Below are 24,184 nucleotides of genomic sequence, written 5' to 3' on the forward strand. Positions count from 1 at the left end.
AAAGCTGCAATTTGTTGTATTTCTTGGGTGAAGAGTGATTTCTTGGCTAAACAACTGGCATACAACGCCTTGGCTCTGGTTGCTTGCAAACACCACAGCAAAAGGAAAAGATGACTCAAGAATCAAGCAGATCCTAGATTTTCTCAACAACATTCCGATGATCGGCTGGGGAATTGCTGGGTTCGCGTTGGTGGCAATGGCAACAGCAGCGATCGCTAAGTGGACAGGCAACCTTGAAAAAATCATCGTATTTTCTCAAAAATATCTCTTTCGCAAAACACCAGAGATTATCGAAGCAAAAAGACAAAAAGCCCGACAAAAGCTGATTAAAGTTTTACTTGGGCAAGTTGTTAAACGCTTGGAAAACTCTTTACATCACAAAATCCCTATTGATTTGAGGCATGAGGAGCAACCACAACGGGTTGGACAACGGAATTTACCAACTGTTCAAGACGAAGAAGTCTCTGAGAATTTCATCAATCGAACATTCAATCCCTTCACGGAAAACGCTCTACACGAGGCTGAAAGCACCCAGAAATCTACTCAAAAACTCTTAGAACGGGAGGACATTCAGGGACGTTTATTGATTTTGGGAGAACCGGGGTCTGGAAAGACAAATGAACTGTTAGTTCTAGCTAGGGACTTACTGATAAAAGCACAGCAATCTCCAGATAAACCAATCCCAGTAATCTTTGAGCTATCTGAATGGAATGACAACCAGGAGCTTGATGAATGGCTTGCTCAGCAATTATTTGAAAAGCACAAAATCCCATTAGATGTTTCTAAACACTGGATGAGACAAAAACAGCTGCTTCCTCTATTGGATGGCCTGGACGAGCTTAGCAAAATAGAAGGGAGTGAAGAAGTTTCATCAAAAGAACTTGACCAAGGTCAAATCAAAGAACTGATTCAATGTGTAAGGGAAATCAATACCTTTATTAGTATTTTCTCTTTACCTCTTGTTGTGTGTTGTCGGCGCAAAGAATATGAAGCACTCGAAGCACAAGGTGAATCTCTCAAGTGTTTGAACGGAGCTATAGATTTACAACCTCTCAGTGATAAGCAGATTAAAGAATATCTTCAGAAATTAAAGCGGGAATCTTTATGGGAAGTACTTCAAAGCCAGCCTGAACTTCCGGAATTTATCCGTTCACCATTGTTTCTACTTATTTTGGCGGTTGTATATAAAGGGGAACACATTAGCAGTGAAGAAGAATTGCTTGACGAATACATAACTAAACAACTAAATTCGGCCAGCAAAAAGGCTTACCAAAAAAGAATTCGTTCCAAGTTGCGGCCGAGTAAATTCTATATAAAAAAACTTGGTAAAGAACCTGCTCCAGAGAAAACTCATTATTACCTGAGCTGGTTAGCAAGCAAACTGGATTTTGAAGGAAAAACTGAGTTCCTAATCGAACAAATTCAACCTACATTGTTAGATACTGCAAAGGCTCGAAAACATTATCGTTGGATTTCTGGGCTGATGTATGGAGTGATTATAAGTTTGTGTTTTGGGTTGATAGGAGGGTGGTGGATCGGTCTAGTATTCGGTTTAATTGGGGGACTAAGTATTGTACTGAGTGAAAATAAAAAGCCAAAGAAGTATAGATTCTCATGGAAAGGATTCTGGGAAGCAGGACTGATTTATGGGTTAATTATTGGGTTTCTTAAAGATCTTAATCTTGGTTTGTGTTTTGGACTGAGTGGAGGACTGAGTAGAGGACTGAGTAGAGGACTAGGTGACAGCCAAAAACCTGAAAAGCTGAGATTATTCTGGAAAAGCTTTTGGAGGGCAGGAGTAATTTTTGGACTAATTTTTGGACTCAGTGGAAGTCTGCGTAGAGGACTTGCTGGAGGGATTATTGGAGGGCTTAGTGAAGGGCTTATAGAAGGACTGAGTAGAGGACTGAGTAACATCAAAACATCAGAAAAGTTCAGCTTTTCATGGAAAAGTTTTTGGAGAGTAGGGTTTAGTATTGGACTGACTATTGCGATTATTGGAGGGCTTAGTGAGGGGCTTACAGAAGGACTGAGTAGAGGCGTCTTGATTGCATTAACTGGAGGGTCAAGTATTGGGTTTATCGCTGGGCTGATTGAAGGAATAGAAAATTCTGATATTGATGTTCAGGATAAAACAACTCCTAATCAAGGAATTAAAACTTCTATCAGAAATGGGATAATTGTTGCAATAGTATTTGGACTGTGTGCTGGGCTAATTGGTGGACTGAGTGAAGGACTAGTTTTCGTGTTGGCTAGTGGGTCGAGTAGGGGGATATTTGTTAGGATGGCTGTTGGGTTGAATGTCGGACTGATTGCTGGACTGATTGCTGGACTGATTGCTGGGATAGACGCAGTCTTTAAACACTTTTTCTTGCGTATAGTCCTCTACCAATCTGGAGTTGCCCCCTGGAACTACGCAAGATTCCTCGAACATGCCGAAAACCATCGATTCATCCAGCGAGTAGGTGGCCGCTACCGCTTTGTCCATGACCTGCTAAGAAAAAGGTTCACGGCAACTTTGAATGAGGAGAAAAATAAAGAAAAAAAAAACGGCCCAGATCGGAGCCGTTAACTGAAGAGTTCAAATTGAAAAACTGAAGTCAGCTTATTTCAAGAGCAAGATCCAAGCGATTATCCCCAAGATCCAGCCAATGGGACCTGCGAGGAGCAGGAACGGTGTGAGGACGATCAGGAGGATGACAAGACAACCTTTCATCAAACACCCTCCACAAAGTAAATTTCTACTTCCTTATCAAAGTGATAGAGGCCACTGCGAGAACCACTAGAACGATTGGGAGCAAAGCTATTCACGAGAGACGAGGCTCTATCTCCCACACTGCTTGAACGGAGCTGGTCAAAGCCCACATTGAGGCCCGCCCTGAGCAGCTTGTTGCCAAAACCTTCTCCTTGACCTTTGAGCTTGGCTTGCAGATAGGGAGACTGCTTGTATTGGACAACCGCAACAGGCGTCTTTCTGCTTTCTGGTGACTCATCCGTCAGATTGACATGCTCAATGGGCTGTTGGTTGACTTCCACCACTTGCATACTCAAAAAGTCACCCTCCGCACTGGTCACTTCTGCCAAGACTTTGGAGCCTTTCTTCGCCATTGCCCCTAAGTCTTCACTCAGGGTCAACAGATACCGCTGACCGATGATCGCGTCACTGTTCTGGGGTATCCAGGTAATCGGATTGTCGAGCTTCGCCTTGGCTGTCGTACCAGGGGAAATCAGTCCCTTTCCGAGTGGACTACTGCTAGCGGGGTAGAGGGCAGTGGGTGCATCGGATACCTGATTATCCTCCAGCAAATCACCCGTCAAAGAAGCCACCAGTATTCCTTGGGGTGGAGGGGCTTTGGCAACAGGTTTTGTGGTAATCGGTTTACGGACGGGGTGAGAGGTGGATACCTTGATGGGACGAATGGGCTTGGGTTGAATGGGTCGAGCAGGCTGCACGGGCTTCGGAGTAAAGGCCGACTGCTGGGCAAGGCTGAAGTTAGCAGCAGGCTTGGGGGCTTGAGCGACGGGTCGGGGGGCTGGGGGTCTAGCCGCAACAGGCTGAGGCTTGGGAGCAGGTCTATTGCGATAAACGATCCGAGGTCGAGACGGGGGTACAGACCGACGTACCTGGATGGGTCGGGTCACCCGATGGGCTGCACTGGGCGGTCTGCGGTGGGACTGGGCTGGCTTCGTCTTCGGCACCACTATCGGCTTCTGGGGGACTGCTGTGAGCTTGTTCTGGCCCGGAGCATCCGTCACATTTCCCGTTTCATACTTCTGCTTTAGCTCAGAAATTTGGACGGCTTGACTCTTGATAATGGCATCCTTATCATCCTCAGCCATCCCAATCGAGGGCTGGGGCCTGGTGGCAACCGCTGGCTTGGGAGTATCACTGTTCCCCGATGTCACGGCTTGAACCACCGCCAGAATTAGAAAGATACTCCCTCCAATTACCCCAATCTGGATGGGTAACCGTCGTCTTGTCTTGGTCGGTGTCTGGGCATCAAACTCATGGGTCAGTTCCGGTAAATGGAAGTCTTGCAGGGTGGCGGGTACAGGTTCTTGGGGTTGTGCCTGTGCTGGGTCAGGCTTGGTATCCTTGACACCCGCCTTGGGCTTATTCTTGTTAATCGCAGCTAGGGCTTCTTTTTTGGTCTTGATATCAGACATGACTAAAAATCCTCCATTGATGTAATCATCAGGCCGTGACGCTGGTACTTGGTGATCAGGTGGTTGAGTTGGCTATAGGAGTCCCCAAACAGTCGCTGAGCTTCCCCTTCCGTGGGAATCACAGCCTCAACCACGAGCTTTTTATTCAATTTCTCCGGGAAGGATTTACCGTCCTTAGACCGATGGGTACGGATGGAAATCACATGGATCTGCCACTGACCCGGTTTGATCTGGGTGAGATGGATATCCGTATCCCGCTTAATCTCAACGACGCTCTGCCATTGACCCGACAGGTATTCTTGGATCGGTTGCTGAGCTTTCTCATATTTCTGATGCTCAATCTCTAGCCAGCCATCCCGGAGCAGGGGGTCGATGGACTGGGCTACGGCAAACAGCTCCCCTGGATAAATGTGGTCGTTATGCTTCTTGGGAGGACTGCCCCCATTCCAGGTCCAACCCACTTTGACGAGTTCATAGGCATAGGTTCTCAGGAGCGCGTCCTCCCGGTGCAAGGGGTCCACTTTTTCAGCCTGGACGGTCTCATCGTCCTGGGTCTGGACGTAGATGGTGGATTGGTCTGATGCGAGTTGGGCACTGCGGGAGCTGGAGAGGAATGCTCCACAGCTTGAAAAGAAGTTGAGGGTGAACACCCCCAAAATGGCATACAGCACATAGGGGGGCTGTTTCTTGTGGGTTTCGCTTGGGTATTGGAGTTTTAGCATGGGTCTGATATCTCTATCGATTTCTCAAGGCTCTGGAGGTGACGGCTGAACTCGCGGATAAGGCAGCGGAAGACACAACGGTCACTGCTGCTCCCACGGTGGTCACCACAGCTCCCGTATAGACCCCTGATGCAGCTAATGCCCCCACCGTCACCGCAGCCGTGGCGACCGCAGGGGCGATATAGCCTAAGAAGGTGGCAAAGGCGGCTCCTTGATCCGCGATGGGGTTATCCGTTAGATAGATCGCCCCAAATCCAATCACGAAGATATAGGCGAATCGCACAAGGGCAATAATGACCAGGGCTTTCTGGTACTGCAAAACCGCCCACTTATGACCCGCAATCGGTAGGGTGGAATAGATGATCATGATCGGGGCTAAGATCCCTGACAGAATCAAGGCCAGTTCTTGGCCGGAGACAAACCAGTATTGGATCTGGAGAGGACCTTCGATAGAGACGGTCCGAACCGCATTCTCTTTAACCACGTTGAAGCCATGTATGGCATCATCAATGGGGTTCAAGGTGTTAAATATCGCGGCACTAATGCGGCCTAGATCGGCTTGAATCCCTTTTTTACGACTTTCAATCACTTCCAGAGCCGTCTCACAGCTCGGGCAGTCTTTCTTGATGGCAGCCTCATCCCGTTCCAGCTTTTGGGCCAACAACTCCAAGCAGCGCACGGCGGTTTGCACTTTCGGGGCTTGAACCTGGTCCAGTCCTTGACTGGAGGACGCGGCTGCGGGGTCTCTGAGGGTGATTGCCGGCAGACGAGAACAGCTCGCAGACTGACGGTTATATTCGGCTATCGCTGAGGACGCATGAATCTTGTCCTTGAGGGCATCCCGGACCACTAGCCCCGCCCACTGGGAATCGAGGATCAGGTCGCTCCCTCGATTGGCCACCTCCCGAAAACTCCAGGCAACGACTTTCGCCCCCCAGCCATAGTTGAGGGTAAAGGCGAGGAGTAAGACGATGGGAACGATCTGCTGCAAGACAATCCGATGGGTTTCCCCACTCAAAAAGCTCATCCCCGCTCTCGCCATCAGCACGAGGCAGGCCACGAGCAAAAAGGGCAGCAGGATGCTAAACATCGCCTTGTTATTGACGGTCGTCCGGGGGTTATCTCCGAGGATGTCCTCCCACAAGGCATCCCACCATTGGGAGGTCTCAAACATGCGGATCTTGGACTCCCGCAGCAGGTCTACACCCACGGAAGGGTCGAGGTCCTCATTAATGGCATGGGCTGACACTTCACCCAAGGCGATAAACAGTAGGGTGAGACCGATGACGGACACTATCGTTCTAGGGAGCGGCCTCTGAATATAAGCCAGGAATGTAGAGGTAGTTGAAGCTAAGCTGCTCCCGCAGAGCGGCCTGGTCTTGGGCGCGGTGTCGTTCATCTTTGTATAGCTCCAGTTCAGCTCGGATTTGTTCTTGGAGAGTGAGTTCTGAGGCGCTTAGGTGCAGCCCCGTCGTGCGCTGCTGATGGGCAAGGGCAGAGCCAACCACGAGGGCATCTGAAGACTTCTTCTGCTCCTCTTGACCCGATACGACGTTGCTCAGTATGGCTCCATTGGTTGCGGTTCCTTGAGCCATCAGGCTGTTTTGAGCGGTGAGGGACTTGAGGACTGCTTGGGAGGACTTCAGGGTTTGGGCTTTCTGGCCCGTCTCCCCAACAGAGGTCGCAATCCCAGCCCCCGCTGTGGCTTGCTCTTTGCTAGCGGCACTGAGCTGCACGAGGGCTTGAGTGGACTCAATGGTGTTAACCACGGACTGCTGCACTTGCTCTCCCTGCTGCTGAATCAAGGCTTGACCATCCTCAGAGAAGACGAGCTGAGTCATCAGTTGGGGGAGTAAGGCTTTACGGGCCTCGTTGTTGCGGGCTTGGGTATACACCTGAAAGGGGTCTTGGGGATCTGAATAAATGGGGTCCTCAGATCCACTGCCTCCTTGCTGGCTTTCGCTGGTGCCATTGGTGCCCAATTTGTCGTACTCAGAGAGGACGGTAGAGATGGACCCGCTTAGGATCCGCTTCAGGGAGAAGTTATCGATTGCGTCATATATGGCTCGGCCTACCTTGTAGGCATCAAGCGCTTTCTGTCCATATTCATAGACCTTGAGAATCTTGCGTTGGGTCTCATTGATCACCCTCGCTTGTCCAGGTTTCTGCTTGGGTCCAAGGACATTAAAGACCGTGCCGAGGAGACCACTAGGGAGCTGAGCCGTGGGCACTTCCGTATAGGTAGACGTATCTAGAGGATTATCCTTGGCTATCGTCACATCCCCCGTGGGGATGGGAACATCAGGGAAGGTGGTGGGTGTAGTGGTGGTCGGTAAGGTGATATCGGTGCTAATCACGGGGTCGTCGTAGGACACCTGAGCATAGGCGGGGACGGTGGTGATGGTAGCTTGAACTGACAGAACCAGAGTTATCAGTAAAGGTTTAGGCTGCATAGTCTTCCACTCCAATGGTTTCAACCTCAATCCCTTGTTTGTTGGCCTGGGAGAGCTGATCGCCAAAGTCCACTAATCCGGCTACGGGGTCATCAGGATAGCGAGACATCACCCGGTTGCGGGCTTTGGTTTGCTCCCCTTGGTTGGCACCGACTCCCAAGGTGAAGTTGCTGGGGTTATGGGTGACGATCAGTTGCCGAGACCCTCGCTGCCAGCACCAATGGGACTGCTGGAGGGACTTGGAGGCGCGAAAGGATTCATGCTCAAATTTCTCAAGGATCTTGGACTGGATCCCAAATTCTGAGACCAATAGCTTACGGGCATATTCATTGACGTGACTGACAAATTTGTTCTGGAGGTTGGAGATGACCTTGGATGCACAGCTTGAATCCAGTAGGGTTTTTACCTCTGTCATTCCAATCAGGATGTTGCACTGCCATTTACGGCCTGAGTTGGCGAGAGACCCCACCATCTCTGCAAAGATGGTACGGGTTAATAGCTCTGACCCTTCATCAACCGGTAACAGGGTCCGCTTGCCGTTCATGGCTTTGCGGATCAGCAAGTCAAACCCCGCCACCCCATAGACGAGGGAGTCACTGTCGTTGTCCACGTTGGTCAGTCCCAAGATCAGGGCATCCACGTTGGCGTCAAAGGAGCTGATGCCATTGATAGAATCTCCTAATGCCGTGGGGATGACGCCCTCTAATAGGAGCTGTAGGTGCTCAAAGGTTCGCTGTAAGTCGGGACCACAGTCGTTCACTTGGATATACTGCTTCAGCCAGACTTTGGCAAAGGCGACAAACTCCTCATAAATGGGCATCTGTGCCGCTTCATCGGAACCGAAAGGCGCATTTGACGCGAGGGTGTAGCGCTCAAGGTGGGCCTCGTGAAAGGATTCAAAGCATAAGCCCAAAGCCCGCTCAATCAGGAGGTTCTCCATCGGGTTAGACTGGCCCGCATCCCCCATCGCAATCGCTTTAAGGATCCTCAACTTGTTGCGCTTGATAAATTTCCACGCTTCCTCACGGGTGGGCTGTTGGGAGTCATAGCCCGGATCACCCGGTTTGGGCAGATCATCAATCCAGGAGACATCGGGAATCTCCATGACGTTGATGGTGGCTTTGTCTACGGGTTTGTAATTGGAGGACACCCCTAATTGCTCTTGGGTTGCCATATAAGGTTCATAGCTGGATTTACCCGTGGGGGGCGGGAAGTCAAACCCCACGACGTTCATCCCTTCCCGCTGGCAATAGCTCGTCATCTCCAGCATCAGCATGGTTTTACCTGCCCCCGTTTCCCCCGTGACGAGGGTGTGATTCGGGAAGGTATGGGCTAGATCGAGGTAAAAGGAAATCGGAAGGTCATAACCTATGAGCAACACCCCCCGACAATCCATCGGGGCGGGATGGATTTGGGGCAGGGTGGGCAGCACTCTCGGGGACATGGTTTTATACAGGTGATTCCCCCCGCCCGGTAAGGTGAGCATGGGGGCGGCACTGATGGCGAGGCTCGTACACCAGTGATGCTCAAATTTCTGGGTAATCTTGACGGCTTTGGTCCCCTCTAGCTTTTGGGCTAAGGCGTCCAGGTCAAGGTTGAGTTGGTCTACGGAATCCCGATAGAGGAAGATGGCGAAGGCGACCCAAAAGGGACGATTGCCGTTGTTCATCCACTCTAGGTTTTTCTTCGTTTCTTCAAGGCGTTCTAAGGCAATGGGGTTCAGTTCTTTACGCTGGGCGGCATCCCCCATTTTGCGGATAGAGTTCCGCCCCGTCTGCTCCAGGATGGCTCGGGTCAGCCCGGATTTGATGGGCAGCAGTTCGGTGACCACACGAGCATCCAAGAACAGTTCTCCAGGGGTGGCGAGGGTGTCAAACAGGAATTTGATAAATCCCAGTTCCGTGGAGTCTTGGACCTCGGGGATGGTCCTGAGTCCTTCAAACCGCAGTGCGCCCACATATTTTCCTTTATTCGGCAGGTAGGCGAGGCTTTCACCGAATTGGGGAACAGCAGGTTTCCCTTTCTCGGGTTCAAACAGGACCCCCAGGCTATGGAGGTGATGCTCACTGACTACTGGATTGGGATCTAAGCCCAGGTCGTCATAGCGAGTGTATTGGGGGATGGGGATGCTCTCTTCATGCAGTTCGGCGTAATCCCAATCAAATAGCTCTTGGGCCGTGAGGGGCTGAATTTTATGACCTAAGCCTTCTGCGCCCGTGAGCATCCTCGTCATTCGCTTATAGGAGTTGGTATAGGCGGCAAAGATGGCTTTCTCCCACTGCTCTTTAGATTGGTAGGCTTCCCCCATGACCTTTTGGGCGACGGTGTCATTCCAAAAGCCCGATACCCACTCGAACACTACATCAGCGGGAGAGTCCGGGGTGTCATAGTCTCCACCGAGACGCATCCGGCATTTAGCTTGGTAGAGCAGGCGGGATTTGACGATACGACCCTCAGCTTCTAGAGATTGCAGGTTCTCAGCATCGGATTGCAGTTGAGCGGTGGTCAGGGCATCCGTGGCCTTCCCTAGGGCAGTGGCCGTGGCAATCAAAGGGTCTGAGCAGTCTGCTCGGATATCCATAATTGCTTTGAGGTCGGTGCCACCGAGATGACAGATCTTCTGGTTGCTTTTATTGAGCTGCTGTTTGGATTGGGCGGGGGTGACGGTCGGGTCCAAACCCAGCACGTCAAACATAAACGCAATTTTGATCTCTCGACTATTCCAGTGATGGAGATGGAACCCAATCGTCACCCCCTCAAATTCAAACTGTCCATAGGTCTTGAGGCAGAAGTTATCTTGAATCCGTCTCAGGGGGTCTGTTTTCTTGGCCTTTGCCATGACGGGCATCCCCACGTTGTCGAACCTTAGGGACGGGCGACCGTCCATGTACGTCGTGGGCTTACCCACCCGCTCCATCTGCTGGGAGGGATTGCGGCCAAATATAAGAATGATGCCGACGCTCGTCAAAGCGATAAAGAGGACGGCCAGTAAAAACCCAAATTTGATTAAGACGGCAAAACCCACCCCCAAAACGGCGATGGATGCTCCAAGGTAAAAGACGGGTATACCGTCTAGCATCGTGTTTACAGAGAGGATATCTCGTGTTTGACCTTCGTTTACGGTTTCAAAATCCATAATTGACCTCCTTTATCGGGTTGTCGCGAAGATCAGGGCACCAATCATGATCATGACGATGATGAAGTAGAGGAGTCCCACCACGGGGCGGGACATCTCTTGAATATCTCCCCCATGATGGGAGTGACCCAAGCTGTTCTTACCTGCAAAGCCAATGGCACCGAGAACAACACCCGCGAGGATCAGCCAGCCAATCCCACAGACGGCTCCCGCTAAGGAGAACCCTTGAACATTCAGCCAACCCAAGCCCCCAATCATGCGCTCCCCAAAGCCGGGGATAACATCAAAGCCATTACAGACGGAATCGGGGACGCTCAGTTGAGCTTGGGCATATTGCTGATAGCCGGTGGTGATGCTCACGGTTTGCAGGCCCGCGAGGACATGGGGTGATCTGCGGATAATTCTGCGCCAAGCGACGGCTGATGCTGTGATGGCGAGACAGGCGAGAGAAGTCGCTTGTAGCCAGGGGAGATTGTAGATCAGGCCGATGATGAGAAAGCCACTATAGCCAAACCACCAGGGCTGTTTTGAGGTTTTTTCGTAAAGGATCTTGAGTCGTTTCATGGGAGGTTGCCTCTTATGGATCAGTAGTGCTGTTATTGCTGGGCGTAGTTGAGTAAGGTCTGGAGTTGGTCAGGAGAGATTTTGGCTAGCTTTGCTGCGTCTTCAGGAGACTTCCCCCAACGCATCTGGCGAATCATGCCGTTGACTCGCCAATGCATCTCTGAGCGATAGCGATAGGTCTGGTTACCTGACGCTCTAGCGATATTCAGACCCCTTAAAAGAGTCGCTGGAGTGGTACGGCTATCGGACACGTTACGCTTAACCAGAGACAGGTTAGCCGTTGGGATAGGCTTTACCTTCTGAGGCAGGGAGATTCGTCGCACAGGAGGACGTTTGACGGTCTTAGGCTTGGGCAGGACTTTGGTTCTACGTTGAAGGGTCAGGGGTTGAACCGCTGTCGTAGCTTGATGAACGCGAGTCCTCTCAGGTGGTTGACCCAGGCGACCTGTGAAGACTCGCGATTGCTCAGGGGTATGAGCAATGGGGGTGGGCGTTCCAATCCGAGTGATGGCAGTACTGGGGGCACTGTCAGACCGATTGATCGTTAACTCCATTGAGGAGCGGTTGCAGCCCACTAAATCTAGGATTAAGTTGGTCGATTTCACCTGGGTATTGGGTTTCCAAGTCAGGTAAATTTTCTGGGTCTGGGGTTGGGGCTGATCTAAGCTCAAGTCAAAGATTCCCCTCGTGCCCATATAGGCTTTGGAGACCCGGCACCAACTGGAGGTAAGGTCAATCAGGTGACCATGACCCGGTGCTATCTTGATGGTTTCCGCTGTGGCTGGGGAAATGAACAGCCCCAACCAGGCCGCTATAAATGCGGCAATGGTTTTGTACATGGCGTTTTTCCTTGGCAAGTGCGTCTGTTCGGGAGGAGGGTTGCTATCAAAGACAGCCCCTCCCTGTGGTTGTTGGCTGGTGTCAGGGCCAGCCCCCTCTAAGGCAATCAGATATTGCTGCTAATGGTCTGTGGATAAATCGGGTTACTGCTGGGCCGAATCCCAGATGTCCTCGCCCAATCGTTCCAGGCTCTCCCAGTCCACGGCATCGCTGATCCGCTGGGGAAGGTTGATACCCCGGTCGATCAGTAGGCCCGTCACTGCGACCTCCACAAAGAACCAAAAGAGATTCCTGAGCATGGGTAATCACTCCTTTGACTAATGCAATAGCTTTGGTAGGAAGGGACTTTGTAGCGATGGAGGGAGTCTGGCGGGGATTGTGAGAATAAGCAGAAGGATTAGTACTGTTTTCGTAGCAGAAGGAAAGAGAAGCAGGCCAAGTGCTGAGGTTTACTCGCTCCTGACCTACTTCTGGCTTTGAGGAATATCTACTGAAACTTTGGGAAAATCCCAGTCGAACGGCTTTGACTTGACCTTGGGCTGCACTGACAAGCTGGGCCAAGCCAACCCGGAACCACTGCTTGAGGAGATGAACGGGGATTTGATACTTCGGTGGAATGAAAGGTGGAGGTGCTTTGATTAGGACGAGATTTGTCTTTGTCTCAGATACAACCTCGAAATCAAAGTACTCATCGTATTCTTCATCATCCGTGTAGAATGACTCGTCATTAATCGTAAATTCATGCCAGTCTGGGATTTCTTGGAACGAACGGCCCCAATAGAGTAAATCTTCGATATATTCCAGCTTTAGATTTGCTTTTTGAGCAATCTCTTCGAGGTTGGCATCAGGAAACTGGTTTTGGAGTCTATAAACCCTATCAAGATGGACTTGTTTTTTCTCGGGCAATCTCAGTTGCTTGGGTCTGTTCTTATAGCAAAATCTGCGGATATACCCTCTAATCCAACCTCTTGCATAGGTGGAGAACTTGCAGCCTTTCGTAGAGTCGAATTTCCTAACGGCATGACGGATGCCTAACATTCCCTCTTGGATCAGGTCTTGAGCATCATCCAAAGTCCAGGCATATTGCTTGGCGAGTTTGGATACTAGACGGACATGCCCAATCATCAACCAGGATAAAGAGGTTTCATGTCCTAGCTTGGCTTTGCGAATCAAGTCCAACTCTTCCTCTGGGTTGGGAACCGGGAAGCGGTGTAAGAGCTGGGTTAAATAGTCGGGTAAACGGATGCCCTCAGAAAAAGGGCTAGAAATCGAAGCGGCAGTCATAAGCTTGCCCTCCACAAATGGAAGAGAGAGAACTTAATATAGATAATTTGTTGATTACGATTATTCGATTTGCACTAAACTCTCTGAAGCCAGATGTCCCAGTTGCCTAGCGAACTAGGCAGCAGTTGTGGGAGTAGCTTGAGCTTGGCCCAGCTCCAAGGGTACGGGTGGGGCGATAGCAAGCCGCTGACGGATATAGTGTCTTGCACCACGCTCAGATAGATGGTGGTGGAGCATCTGGGACTGGATATAGGGGCCGTGAAATAGAATATTGACCTGATCGTCTTTGGAATAGCCACAAAGACGAAGCTCATAGCTCACCATGAGGTCAATTCGATAACTCAAGGGTGGGTGTTCGCAACCTAAGTTATAAAGTTTGTCGTAGGTGTAGGCGACACCCATAGACATCAAATTTTGAACTTTTACAGCAATCTGGAGATAAATTTCTCGAAATTCTTGAATCACCTGTGGATCAAGCTGATCAGAGCTTTGGAGGTCATTGTTGCCTCCACGGGATTTCCCGGAATCAGTATTTATAGTTAGCATGAAAACATCTCCTGTCGCGGAGGTATAGATCACGGCTTGTGCGTTGTGGTAGATGGGCAGGCCGTGGTTTGCAAATTTAACTAGAGAATATTCCTGTGCAAGACAGAAACAGGCAGGACTCCTGTCAGGGATTCCCGATAGAAATGGCATTTAAAACAGTCTGAGCAAAGGCTAGACCTTTGCTGTTTCTTGTGGGTGGTAGTAGAAATACAAAAAAGAAAAAGTTGGGTGCGAAAACATTCGCTTAAATCACTTGGCTGTACTTTAGCGCCAACCCAGGAGTGGAGTCAAAGCGAAAGAAACACTTAGTTACAATTGCAAAAATTTATCAACAACTACCACAACCTATTGACCCCCTCAAATCCTTTCACCACAAGCCTTTTTGATGCCAGAGACCCCAAGCGCTCAACAACTTCAAGAGCCTCCAACAATGTAAGAGACTGCGCCTCAGTCTGGTCTTTGGTCATAGTGAGTTTCTGTTGGTTAAGGTCAAAATCTTTCACAAATGAGCCATCGTCATGCAGGACAAATCTTTTAGGGAAAGCCATCAGTATCTCCTTTAAGATCCAAACAAACGCCAAACATTCGTTCCATTGCCCGCAGGGTAAACACGGCTGATAATTCTGTGTAAGGTTGCCACTGTTCCTCGGCCAACACCCAATACTCTCCGTCCCTCCAAGAGTAATCTGCAACTAACTTGCACTGCATCGCTAACTGATACCAATGGTCAAACTCCTCTCGTTCACTAAGTCGAGCTTCTCGTTCAATCGGCTGTTCACCATTAGTGATGAGTTGAAGGGGAAGCTGTTCCTGATTTTGCGGCCGCAATTCTGCGTTTGCTTCACTAAGCGCTTTTCGCTGTGACTTCCTCGCTTTCACTCGTTGCCGCCGACGCTGCTCATACTCAAGTTCACGCTGTTGTTGTCGCTTGGCTTTAGAGATTTTCTGCTGCAGGCCCGGAGGTAGGGAGAGGTGCAGCTGATCCCAATTTTGGATTGGAATAACCTTGGAGTTCCCCCCCAAACCCCCCCGATCTAGGTCTTCAGAATTCACAAGCGCCGCTTTCGCCGCCCTTTGGCCTTTGAGGGCCAGGGCGACGGCGGCTTGTATTCTCATCGTCATGATTACAAACCCTACATAAATATAGAGTTGTAAAAGATCCTTTAATAGATAAAGTTCCAGCTTTCGCTGGTTTAAAAAGTGAGTATTATTTGAACAGAGTTGTGTAATAGTTCCTTCCTGCAAGGGGTCTAGGGCTTTCTGAGGGGGTTCTGGGGGTAAATGATGGGGGTGCCAGAGTTCTAGGTTTGACTTGCGGTATAAGGTTTTCTGGCTAGTGTGAGCTAGTTTTGCAATCGCACTGGCACGAGCTGTGATACCAGGGGGAAGCTTGCTGACTCTTCTTAATTCAAAGACGGCTTTTTTGATCCGGTTCTGGGCGGCTTCACGCTTGGATTGGTGATAGCCAAAGTCGGCAGGAGCGACTTGTTTGTCGTTGTATTTGGCGTCTCGGGCAGGGGCTGAACCAGCGGGCCAGTAGTAGCGCATAGTCCAGGTTGCCACTTCATAACTACGGCGCTCGATTTCATGCTGGTGGCGGCAATGTTCGTTAAAGCCTGGGGTGTTCTGAGCAGTTTGACAAACGTATTCTGCGATCTGCTCTGAACTATCCATTCCCAAAAATACGCGGGCTTCGCAGGCGATGATCTTCAGCTTCTCGTTGGTTTGGCCGGGGCCGGTCCAGCCTTGGGATTTCTCTTCATGAATGCGCTCCTGCCAGGTGGCGAGGGAGGAAGCGTTACCGGATTTACGGACTTTGAAGTTTTGCTGCGCGTCTGCGATCGCATGGTGAAGACGACCCATGTCCTGGCCATCGGCACATAGCTCAAAACAATCTAGCCAGTCTTCCAGGAACCAGGGGAGAGGGTTTAGATCGGTGTCGAGTGGATGGAAGCCGCTACCCGGCTGCATAGGGAGACGGAATGCAGCAAAGAGACTGTAGCCCTTACCTTTGGGCACATACCGCTTGGGGTTGGGGTAGAGTTCGCATTGACCTCCACAAAATTTGACGCCTTCAGCTTCCAGGTTGAGTTTGATGCACACACTCAACCAAAAACTACTGACGGATTCGGGCAGGGGGAGGTAGAGGTGTAAGCCGCCGCTATGGCTACTTTGACAAAGGAGTGAGCGGCAGATACCGATTTCTTCCAGGGCATGTCGGATCTTTGGAAGCCAATGTGGAGCGCTGGTTGGATGATAGCGAGAGTCCTTGTCTATATCGAGGACCAGCCAACGGGTCTGGGCATTGGGCCTCACTCCGATCAGACAGTCTGGGTCTTGATGAAGTGACCACAACTCCACGGGGGAGAGAGGGAATTTCTTCACCGTTTCCCAGTCAACGGGATTACCTTGTTCCGGGACTGACGCAAAGATCCAATCCCAGCCATTGGGGAAAAGTAAGGCCAATCTTTGACCCAATGGATCTGCTGGTAATGGGTCATGCTTAGGGCGTCTGGGATGCTGAAATACATAATCTGGGACATGGGAAGGCGAGCCATGTTGACGCTGAAGCATGTCTTGGAAATACTCCCAAATTTTAGATTGGGGTATTTTCACAGAATAATTTTTGTCTTGTTTACATTTGCATTTAAATTACTTTAAATAATTGGGTTGTCTTATAAGGCTACAAACCAGTCACAGAAAGGGATTTTACAAAACTTAGTGCATACATACGGAGATTTTAGTGTAGGCATACGGATAACTTAGTGCATAGAAACGGAGAATATTGTCTCTTCCTTAAAGGGACACCCAGCTTAGGTTAAGTGCCGATAAATGAAGTTGATTTTATTAAGACAAAAAAAATATTAAGTGTAGGGATACGGATATTGAGACAATCTATTTTTAGTGCTAGGATACGGAGAAAATTGTCTCATCCTGTCTTACACCTTGCTCGGTACCCAATAATTTAGGTCTTGATACTAAGTGCTAGGATACGGAGAAATTTGTCTCATCCTGTCTTACATCTTGCTCGGTACCCAATAATTTAGGTCTTGATACTAAGTGCTAGGATACGGAGAAATTTGTCTCATCCTGTCTTACATCTTGCTCGGTACCCAATAATTTAGGTCTTGATACTAAGTGCTAGGATACGGAGAAATTTGTCTCATCCTGTCTTACACCTTGCTCGGTACCCAATAATTTAGGTCTTGATACTAAGTGCTAGGATACGGAGAAATTTGTCTCATCCTGTCTTACATCTTGTTCGGTATCCAATAATTTAGGTCTTGATACTAAGTGCTAGGATACGGAGAAATTTGTCTCATCCTGTCTTCCTCAAATAATGCACTTCAAAATACCAAGATACGCTTAAGCTTCTCAGCAATCTCCAGAGTAATTGGACGATCTCCTCTCTCCATCTTGCCAATATAATCAGAACTCACATCAATAAACCCTGCAAGCTGCTTCCGACTTAATCCCTTAACCTTTCTGGCTTTAAGTAAGCTACTTGGTTCGATATCAACTGCCTGGGCACGGTCAATCACAAGAGCCATTTTCTTGGGTGAGCCAATTTTGGTTAAAAGCTCAGGGATAGGATTTGGTGGGCTTATTGTCAACTTTGCATCAAGCAATCGATCTATTAATTTAACCTTTCGCCAATTCTTGGGTTTCGGGGACTCACTATCAGGTTGCAGCCAGCTTGGGTACGTTTCGGGATCAAACTGTAAAAGCCATCCTAATTTATTGAGCATTTTCAAGGATTTATCCCACCGTTTTCTCAAATCTCTGGCCTTGCCCTTTTGATTTCGTGCTGTTTCTATTTCCGAAAGTGGAATTACTTCCTCAAGGAGTTTCCCCACAGTATAGTCATAAGGATTCTCATTTCTAGCTCTAATTCGAGAATCAAGCGTGAGTTGGATGGCTAATCGTAAAGCCATTTCATTATGGTAAGGATCGATTTGTAAAATATCTTTAGCAAGGTAGCCAAATTGGTACAGAGCTTCTTGTGCCTTAAGACCAGCTCGGTTTAGAAAATTCATTGTCCATAAGCCTGGAGAAACGGTTATGTAAACTTCTTCTGGCTTTTCAATTTTTTTCGTCACAAAATCAAACTGTCCAGTAGGCTCTATCAATACATCCCACATCCGACCAGTGGGAGTACTAGCATCGATTTTACTTTTGCCCCTACCTGCTATCCATACTGACCTTACCAATAAGCAAGAAAGAGCATAGGCTGTGCTAGCAACAGCAAGTCTCTTTTCTGGTAAAGCAGTATTATGGTTTTTATCCCATCCGAGAAGCTTAATTATATCGGTCGCATTAAGGGTAAATGAGCTATTCCAGGGCTCCTCTTGTTCCATTGTTTTCGCAGCGAAGATGAGCTGAAGTTTGACAGTATCAAACCCAAAGATATCAATGATCTGTTCAGCAGCTTCCCAGGGTAAAAGGGCAATGTCTCCTGGGGAGGTAATGTAGTGTTCGATAAAGTTACCTGGATTAGATTTGCTACGATACTTAAATTTCGCATTCGAATTTTCATCTTGCTGCCATAGATCGGGGCGAAGCTGTGCCTTTATGCTGCTAGCAATAGGGATAGATGTAGGTAAAGCAGTTACAGCAGGTAGTTCTATTCTGGCTTTGTTTTTAGGTAGTGGCGAACGTCGAAGCCCTAATAAAGCATGCATATCTTCAAGAGAGCAGCTAGGTAGACTCAACTGCTCAATTAAAATTAGAGCAATTTCCCGACTATGGAAAGAAGCCCTTACTTTTATCTGATCACAAATAGGGCCAGTTTTATTAGTTTTGAGAAATTTGATAACTATTTGTTGTAGTTGTGATGCAGACATTTCTCGTAAAGCCTTACTTCCAAGTTCAGACTCTAGTTCCTGCAAAGCTAAATTCAATAATTCTCTGCAAAAGGTATTTGAGATGGTCCCCTTAAATGACTCATGGCAGAAAAAGTCAGAAAGTGATTCATTCAAGTACTTTTTAACGGTTATTTCATCAATATTAAATTGTAGTACTTGAGATTCACGAGATATATCAGTATTTATCTGAATGTGTGGAAGAAAGGTATCTAAGGCACTCTTACCTTTTTCTTTAATAACTTCTTCAACCTTGAACTTATATACCTTGAGCAAATGCAAGTAAAGATGTTGAATTATTAATCTAGATAGATCAGTCCTTTCAAGCAGAAAGTCGATCATCTGATCCAGAAAATCTAAAGAGATAACTTGGTCAATAGCAACATCAAGCGGTAAGGTAACGAAGAATATTTGATCTTCTGAGTTAACACTTGCTAAATGATGAGATTCCGGCGAGATGTTTTCTCCTGACTTATCAGCAGCTAATATATCATCATGACAATCTAGATTCATAGTCAACTTAGAACGTGTAACCAGCTCATCAGAGTTAAAGCCATTCACTCTAATGTCCACTTTTCGTGTTGATCGATGTCTATCAGAAGCAGACACTAAAATTAACCCTCCTCAAGCGAAATATAAATAGCCAGATACAATAATCATTATTTTGAAGCACACCTAAGGTGTTTGAAAAGGAAAGACTAATGATTTTAATTAAAAGTGATTTAAAATCAGTATTTTCCATAAACAAAGACCTATTATTTCAAATGAATAGGAATGTGACCTTGAATTTGTAAGATTTATAGATTTCAATCGATTCATAGTTTTTTTAATGGCTGAGAGATTGCTGACCAGGCAGTCAGAGCATCAGTGCAACGCTGAGGGTCAGACTCAGCACAATAGCAGAGGCAATATAGACTCTCCATCAAAATAAACAAGGAAGGATCTGGAAGGTTAAGCATAACGACAGTATCATCAGCCTCTGTTGTTGTAGCGAGGCAATTTTCAATTATTTCTCGTAGATTTCTAAGATCAATATCCTCGCCATAAGAAGAATAAAAAGACAATGCATTCTTTGTATTTTCTGGTAGAGATTGCGGCCAATACTCTTGTGTGTCCAGAAAGATCATAAACAAGCCAATCTCAGAAGGTAAGAGCTTCTGGAATTTTTTAGAAGATGAATCACCACAAAATAAATAATGAGATTTTCCCAGCCTCCATATATCGCCATTCACAACCTTCTTGGGTTCAACGGTAAGCTGCTTTAAGTCAAGTTCACTAACTTGCTTTCTTTTTCGTTGCCTTTTTGTAGTATCTTTTTCATCTTGAAAAGATTTACCACCTATTCTAGAGGTATCAATTAATCGGTTGTCCATGCCCCTTCGAAGCTTAGCGGGGCTGTCATTGCTATTTAGCTGCAGTTCGTTTCGAATTTTTCCTACAAATGTGTTACTAACGCCACATCTCTTAGAGATTGCATTATCACTCCATAAACTCCACTCATGATCACGTATTAGTCTTTCTACGGATCGACGTTTATCCGCATTGGTACGCCTTAAACCATGTACAGCGTTAGCTCCAACAGCAAATAATACAGCATCCCTCTGTGTTCCTAGTCGAACCTCAGCAACTATTTCCTTCGTGCCAAGACTTTCTCTTGCACGCACTCTATGAAAACCGTCAGCTAGCCAATATTCTTTACCATCATAATAAACAGTAACAGGTGGAAATTTTGCACCTTGTTGCATATCATCGGCATATTCAGCTACAACTTCTTCGTATAACTGGGAGCGAGGTTGAGTACCTCCATCCATACGTATTTTAGCTATCTCAACAGACTGGACATTCGATTCAGTAGATATGCTAGTGGTTTGTTTGGAAGGCATTCAGAACTAGCAGTAGACAACAACATAAAGACATGAAAGCATCTAAACTCATAAGCAACTAATAATTCAAGGAATTAAAAGCCTACTGTTAAGTTGTGTTAAGTATGACTTTTGTGCCTCAGTAACTTGATTACATCCTTGAGGAGTTCCTCTTTTGCCCAATTTTGTGTGTATTGATGACTCTTCCATCTATCCCTCTTCGAGTTTTTGACTTCCAACCGTTGAAAGTGGGCGACAGTTGATGCCTGAGCTTTCCAACGAAAGTATTGCTAACTCCACATTTCTTGGCAATTGCATTGTCACTCCATTGATTCCACTCAGAATCTTTTAATAGTCGCTCGACGACTCTTCGCTTGTCTTCGTTAGTACGTTGAAATCCATGAATTGTATTAGCTCCTGCTGAAAAAAGTATTGCATCACGACGAGAACCAAGCCAAACCTCTGCACAAATTATTGGTTGACCAATGCTCTCTTTAGCTCGAACACGGTGAAAACCATCAGCTAACCAATATTCAGCACCATCATAGAAAACAGTAACAGGGGGAAACTTAGCTCCCAGTTTCATGGCACCTGTATACTCCTGTACAACTGCCTGGTTGGTCTGCTTTCGAGGTTGAACCTCTTCGTCAAGGTTGATTTCCGATAAATCTAGATTAGTTATAGAGCTATCAGACCTTATTAAGTACATTTTCTTAGACTCCAGTCTAATATTTCAGTTTACATATTTTTTCCTACTAAAAGGAAAACAAAGCCAATAATGATTGCTCATACTTAAGTTAATTTATCTAGAGCCATACACCAGAAGAACTAGTTTTAAGTGTCATACAAAGAATTAATATTTAACTCTAGTAAATGTATAAGCAAAAGACTAATTTATAAAACAATGAATAACTGAATTGATTACAGAATACATCTAGAAAACTACCCTTATGTCAAAAAAATTAAAACACCTTAAATCTTCCAGGATAATGTGTATGACCTCTTGTATTCTTTAAACTTCGGGGACCCCAAAGTTCACTATAGAGTTTTTTCTGATATATTCCTCCGATTTATATTAAATGAAATTATCGTTTGGAGAAGTACCAAAGAAACGTACTAAGCGGATTCTGAGAGCTATACTTACATTTGCCAATGGGAACAAACAGGTTAATTCTTACCGCTACTGTTTGAGCAATATTCAGATAGACAGGAGTGGTCCCAAGCAAGTGACGATAAAGGCTACTCTTAAGCAATTGGCAGAGTTAGTAAGCTACTCAGATAAGTTGCATGTGGAGAGTAGCCCTGATCCACTTACTCAATGGAGTTTGCAGGAAGCTTTAGAGCATCTAAGACTTACACTCGGGGTATTTTCTGATATCCGCCAGAAACGTCAAGGCTCAAAGTACTGGGTATTCCGACTTGACTTATGGTTTGTCATTGAAGACCAAGTAGGTAATTTAGCAGAATTCGATCGTAAATGGGAACGTAAAAAAAACTTAGTATCATCCAAAAAGACTTCTACTTCTCAACTAGAAAATCATATTCCCTTTCAAGTTCTTGTTGATATACAAAACTTTGTCGGTCGTGAAGCAGAGCTAAAAAGTCTTGAAAATTTCTTAGTTTTCAACAAATCAGGAATAGCAATTGTTGGTATCTACGGTATGGGAGGAGTTGGTAAAAGTACTCTTGCTAAGCACTTTGCCCATCAATATCGAAAATCATTTCCTGATGGGGTTCTGTTTGCCGATCTCCGTATTCAAGAGCCTTCCGCACTCTTAGAGAGTTTTGCTAGAGCCTATAGTTGTGATCTCAACTCAACAATGAATATTTTGGATAAGGCAGAGCGTGTTCGTACAATCTTGTCTCAGAAGCGTTCTCTGTTGATACTTGATAATGCCAATGATTCAGAAATTCTTAATTATCTATTGCCAACATTTGGACAATGTTCAGTAATAGTTACTGCGCGTGACAAAGATATTGCTCCCCTCCAAGGGTTTCAAGAGTTAATTCTGGAACCATTCAGTAAGTCCGAGTCAATGGAGTTGCTAACTAAGTTAGTAGGTAGGGATAGAATTAAATCAGAAAACAATGAAGCAGTAAAAATCACCGAGATGTGTGGAAATCTGCCATTAGCGATTAATATATCTGGAAGTTTAATAAAATTTTCTTGCTGTAGTTTAAGTGATTATAGATTTAGTTTTGAAAATGAGCAACAAAAGCTAGATATTTTTGAGTGGCGTTCTCGCTCATTAAGATCTTCGTTTAATATCACATGGGATTTATTGGGTGAGACATTAAAGAGACTATTATCAACAACTTCAATTTTTGGAGGTTCTAGTATTGACATTGATGCACTATCAGTAATGTTAGATAAGAAACCGATTAAATTGCAATTGGAGATGGGAGGCTTAATCGCGGTATCCTTAGTTTATACTAATAAATCAAAACACTATAAGTTGCACCCACTAGTTAAAGAATTTGCAACTGAGAAGCTATTTGAAAGAGAATCAAATGAAGTAAATACTTTACATCTATGCCTGGCTAGATATTATCTAAGTTCTATTAAATCCGGTAAACTAAACTATGATCATATCAACGATAATTATGGAAATATTATTGAAATAGTTTATTGGACATTTAAGAATTGCTACTTCAAGGAAGTTGTAGAGTTTGGTAATATCATTGGAGACTTCCTTCTGTTTAAAGGGTATTGGAATGATGGTAATAACATACTAAGGAACACAATCTTTGCTTGCCAGCAGTTAGGGTACGCTCAAACTGAGTTCGAAATTCGCTTAAAGCTGAGTGAACTTGCTAGGGAACAGGCTGATTATGATCAAGCTCAGGAACAATACGAAGCTTGTAAGACTTTTTTTGAAGAGACGGATCAAAAATCGCAATTGGCAATTGTATTTCGTGAATTAGGCGAGCTTACACGAGTCCGGCGCAATTATTTACAAGCTCGCAAATTACATCAGAAAAGCCTCTTATTAAATATCGAACTGGACAATAAGAAAGGGGAAGCACAAAGCCTCCATGACTTAGGACTAATTGAACGTATATTTGGTGATTATAATCGAGCTATACAGCTTTTTGAACGTAGTTTAAAAATCCGTGAATCTCTTGGTGATTTATTAGGCATATCATATAATTATTTGGAACTTGGGATTATTGCTCGTCTAAAAAAGGATAAAAAGGCTATAGAGTTTCTAAGAAGTAGTTGTTTCGAGTTTGAAAGATTTGGAGATAAGCGTGGTCTAGCATATGTATTTCGTGAACTTGGAGAATTAGCTGTTGATGAAATGGATTATGTTGAAGCAGATAAGTTTCATAAGAAAAGCCTTCAATTGAGACAAGAACTTGGAGATCAACGGGGTAAAGCTATAAGCCTTTATAGAATAGGACGGCTCAATCAGCTTCAGAAAAATTATGAATTATCAAAGCAATACTTTTTAGATAGTATTGCTATTGCTAAAAAACTAGACGATAAGCTACATAAAGCCTTTAACCTTGTTCGATTGGGTGAGCTTGCCAACCTTTCAGGGCAAAAGTCTTCAGCAATAGCTAATTGGAGACAAAGTCTAGAACTGTTTAATGAGATGCATGTTGCAGATCCTGAAGCAATTGAAGTTAAAGAGCTATTAATGAGTTAATCTAGATTTCAAAACAATCTTATTTTTCGAAGAATTAGAAAATCATTAAATAAAGGATACAATAATATTTTATCCAGAAGTAGGTATATTATTTC

16 protein-coding genes are annotated in these 24,184 nt (G+C 46.1%); 2 read left to right on the plus strand and 14 right to left on the minus strand.

The annotated features are described in order from the left end of the window. Window positions 1–34: 34 nt before the first annotated feature. Window positions 35–2,572: an NACHT domain-containing protein gene (locus AM1_RS28945; protein ID WP_041661128.1), complete on the plus strand. Its 2,538-nt coding sequence runs from the start codon at window positions 35–37 to the stop codon at window positions 2,570–2,572. Window positions 2,573–2,715: 143 nt separating this feature from the next. On the opposite strand, the gene AM1_RS28950 is transcribed toward AM1_RS28945, so the two are convergent. The 14 genes from AM1_RS28950 to AM1_RS29010 all read right to left on the minus strand — a co-directional run bounded on the left by AM1_RS28950 (window position 2,716) and on the right by AM1_RS29010 (window position 21,145). After that, complete coding sequence (locus AM1_RS28950) at window positions 2,716–4,167, minus strand: hypothetical protein (RefSeq protein WP_012166537.1); 1,452 nt, start codon at window positions 4,165–4,167, stop codon at window positions 2,716–2,718. A 2-nt stretch (window positions 4,168–4,169) separates the two neighbouring features. Continuing rightward, window positions 4,170–4,889 (minus strand): hypothetical protein, encoded by a 720-nt coding sequence (locus AM1_RS28955; protein WP_012166538.1) that lies wholly within the window; start codon window positions 4,887–4,889, stop codon window positions 4,170–4,172. A 13-nt stretch (window positions 4,890–4,902) separates the two neighbouring features. Then, window positions 4,903–6,183 (minus strand): hypothetical protein, encoded by a 1,281-nt coding sequence (locus tag AM1_RS28960; RefSeq protein ID WP_012166539.1) that lies wholly within the window; start codon window positions 6,181–6,183, stop codon window positions 4,903–4,905. Window positions 6,184–6,190: 7 nt separating this feature from the next. Further along, entirely contained in the window at window positions 6,191–7,342 is a 1,152-nt protein-coding gene (locus AM1_RS28965; RefSeq protein ID WP_012166540.1) for a hypothetical protein, read from the minus strand. Then, the gene (locus AM1_RS28970; RefSeq protein WP_012166541.1) at window positions 7,332–10,478 is read right to left on the minus strand and encodes a transcriptional regulator; all 3,147 of its coding nucleotides are present in this window, start codon (window positions 10,476–10,478) and stop codon (window positions 7,332–7,334) included. Before AM1_RS28970 ends, AM1_RS28965 begins: the two co-directional genes overlap by 11 nt. A gap of 12 nt (window positions 10,479–10,490) precedes the next feature. Then, entirely contained in the window at window positions 10,491–11,042 is a 552-nt protein-coding gene (locus AM1_RS28975) for a hypothetical protein (RefSeq protein ID WP_012166542.1), read from the minus strand. A gap of 32 nt (window positions 11,043–11,074) precedes the next feature. After that, window positions 11,075–11,881 carry a hypothetical protein gene (locus tag AM1_RS43390; RefSeq protein ID WP_012166543.1) on the minus strand — a complete coding sequence of 269 codons (807 nt, stop codon included), beginning with the start codon at window positions 11,879–11,881 and terminating at the stop codon, window positions 11,075–11,077. A gap of 82 nt (window positions 11,882–11,963) precedes the next feature. After that, complete coding sequence (locus AM1_RS43395) at window positions 11,964–13,166, minus strand: sigma-70 family RNA polymerase sigma factor (RefSeq protein WP_012166544.1); 1,203 nt, start codon at window positions 13,164–13,166, stop codon at window positions 11,964–11,966. Window positions 13,167–13,280: 114 nt separating this feature from the next. Continuing rightward, entirely contained in the window at window positions 13,281–13,712 is a 432-nt protein-coding gene (locus tag AM1_RS28985) for a hypothetical protein (protein ID WP_012166545.1), read from the minus strand. Between the two features lie 335 nt (window positions 13,713–14,047). Beyond that, on the minus strand, window positions 14,048–14,260 hold the full coding sequence (locus AM1_RS28990) for a hypothetical protein (RefSeq protein WP_012166546.1): 213 nt from the start codon (window positions 14,258–14,260) through the stop codon (window positions 14,048–14,050). Continuing rightward, window positions 14,247–16,286, minus strand: coding sequence for a bifunctional DNA primase/polymerase (locus AM1_RS28995; RefSeq protein ID WP_012166547.1), 2,040 nt, complete (start codon window positions 16,284–16,286; stop codon window positions 14,247–14,249). The genes AM1_RS28990 and AM1_RS28995 overlap by 14 nt, the downstream gene beginning before the upstream one ends. A 773-nt stretch (window positions 16,287–17,059) precedes the next feature. After that, a complete protein-coding gene (locus AM1_RS29000; protein ID WP_012166548.1) occupies window positions 17,060–19,183 on the minus strand; it encodes a helix-turn-helix domain-containing protein in 2,124 nt (707 codons plus the stop codon). A 206-nt stretch (window positions 19,184–19,389) separates the two neighbouring features. Continuing rightward, window positions 19,390–20,457 carry a ParB/RepB/Spo0J family partition protein gene (locus tag AM1_RS29005; RefSeq protein ID WP_012166550.1) on the minus strand — a complete coding sequence of 356 codons (1,068 nt, stop codon included), beginning with the start codon at window positions 20,455–20,457 and terminating at the stop codon, window positions 19,390–19,392. 130 nt (window positions 20,458–20,587) lie between these two features. Beyond that, a complete protein-coding gene (locus AM1_RS29010) occupies window positions 20,588–21,145 on the minus strand; it encodes a hypothetical protein (RefSeq protein ID WP_012166551.1) in 558 nt (185 codons plus the stop codon). A gap of 370 nt (window positions 21,146–21,515) precedes the next feature. Here AM1_RS29010 and AM1_RS29015 point away from each other — a divergent pair, with 370 nt between their 5' ends. Next, window positions 21,516–24,089: a tetratricopeptide repeat protein gene (locus tag AM1_RS29015; RefSeq protein WP_012166552.1), complete on the plus strand. Its 2,574-nt coding sequence runs from the start codon at window positions 21,516–21,518 to the stop codon at window positions 24,087–24,089. The last annotated feature ends 95 nt before the right edge of the window (window positions 24,090–24,184 follow it).

Source organism: Acaryochloris marina MBIC11017 (genome assembly GCF_000018105.1).
GTDB classification, from domain to species: domain Bacteria; phylum Cyanobacteriota; class Cyanobacteriia; order Thermosynechococcales; family Thermosynechococcaceae; genus Acaryochloris; species Acaryochloris marina.

Excerpts from the sequence above, each read along its gene's own strand:
- AM1_RS29010 (WP_012166551.1), bottom strand. The coding sequence starts at position 21,145 with ATGTACTTAATAAGGTCTGATAGCTCTATAACTAATCTAGATTTATCG.
- AM1_RS28995 (WP_012166547.1), bottom strand. The coding sequence starts at position 16,286 with ATGCTTCAGCGTCAACATGGCTCGCCTTCCCATGTCCCAGATTATGTA.
- AM1_RS28955 (WP_012166538.1), bottom strand. The coding sequence starts at position 4,889 with ATGCTAAAACTCCAATACCCAAGCGAAACCCACAAGAAACAGCCCCCC.
- AM1_RS43390 (WP_012166543.1), bottom strand. The coding sequence starts at position 11,881 with ATGTACAAAACCATTGCCGCATTTATAGCGGCCTGGTTGGGGCTGTTC.
- AM1_RS29005 (WP_012166550.1), bottom strand. The coding sequence starts at position 20,457 with ATGCCTTCCAAACAAACCACTAGCATATCTACTGAATCGAATGTCCAG.
- AM1_RS29015 (WP_012166552.1), top strand. The coding sequence starts at position 21,516 with ATGAAATTATCGTTTGGAGAAGTACCAAAGAAACGTACTAAGCGGATT.
- AM1_RS28975 (WP_012166542.1), bottom strand. The coding sequence starts at position 11,042 with ATGAAACGACTCAAGATCCTTTACGAAAAAACCTCAAAACAGCCCTGG.
- AM1_RS28970 (WP_012166541.1), bottom strand. The coding sequence starts at position 10,478 with ATGGATTTTGAAACCGTAAACGAAGGTCAAACACGAGATATCCTCTCT.
- AM1_RS28990 (WP_012166546.1), bottom strand. The coding sequence starts at position 14,260 with ATGGCTTTCCCTAAAAGATTTGTCCTGCATGACGATGGCTCATTTGTG.
- AM1_RS43395 (WP_012166544.1), bottom strand. The coding sequence starts at position 13,166 with ATGACTGCCGCTTCGATTTCTAGCCCTTTTTCTGAGGGCATCCGTTTA.
- AM1_RS28985 (WP_012166545.1), bottom strand. The coding sequence starts at position 13,712 with ATGCTAACTATAAATACTGATTCCGGGAAATCCCGTGGAGGCAACAAT.
- AM1_RS28950 (WP_012166537.1), bottom strand. The coding sequence starts at position 4,167 with ATGTCTGATATCAAGACCAAAAAAGAAGCCCTAGCTGCGATTAACAAG.
- AM1_RS28965 (WP_012166540.1), bottom strand. The coding sequence starts at position 7,342 with ATGCAGCCTAAACCTTTACTGATAACTCTGGTTCTGTCAGTTCAAGCT.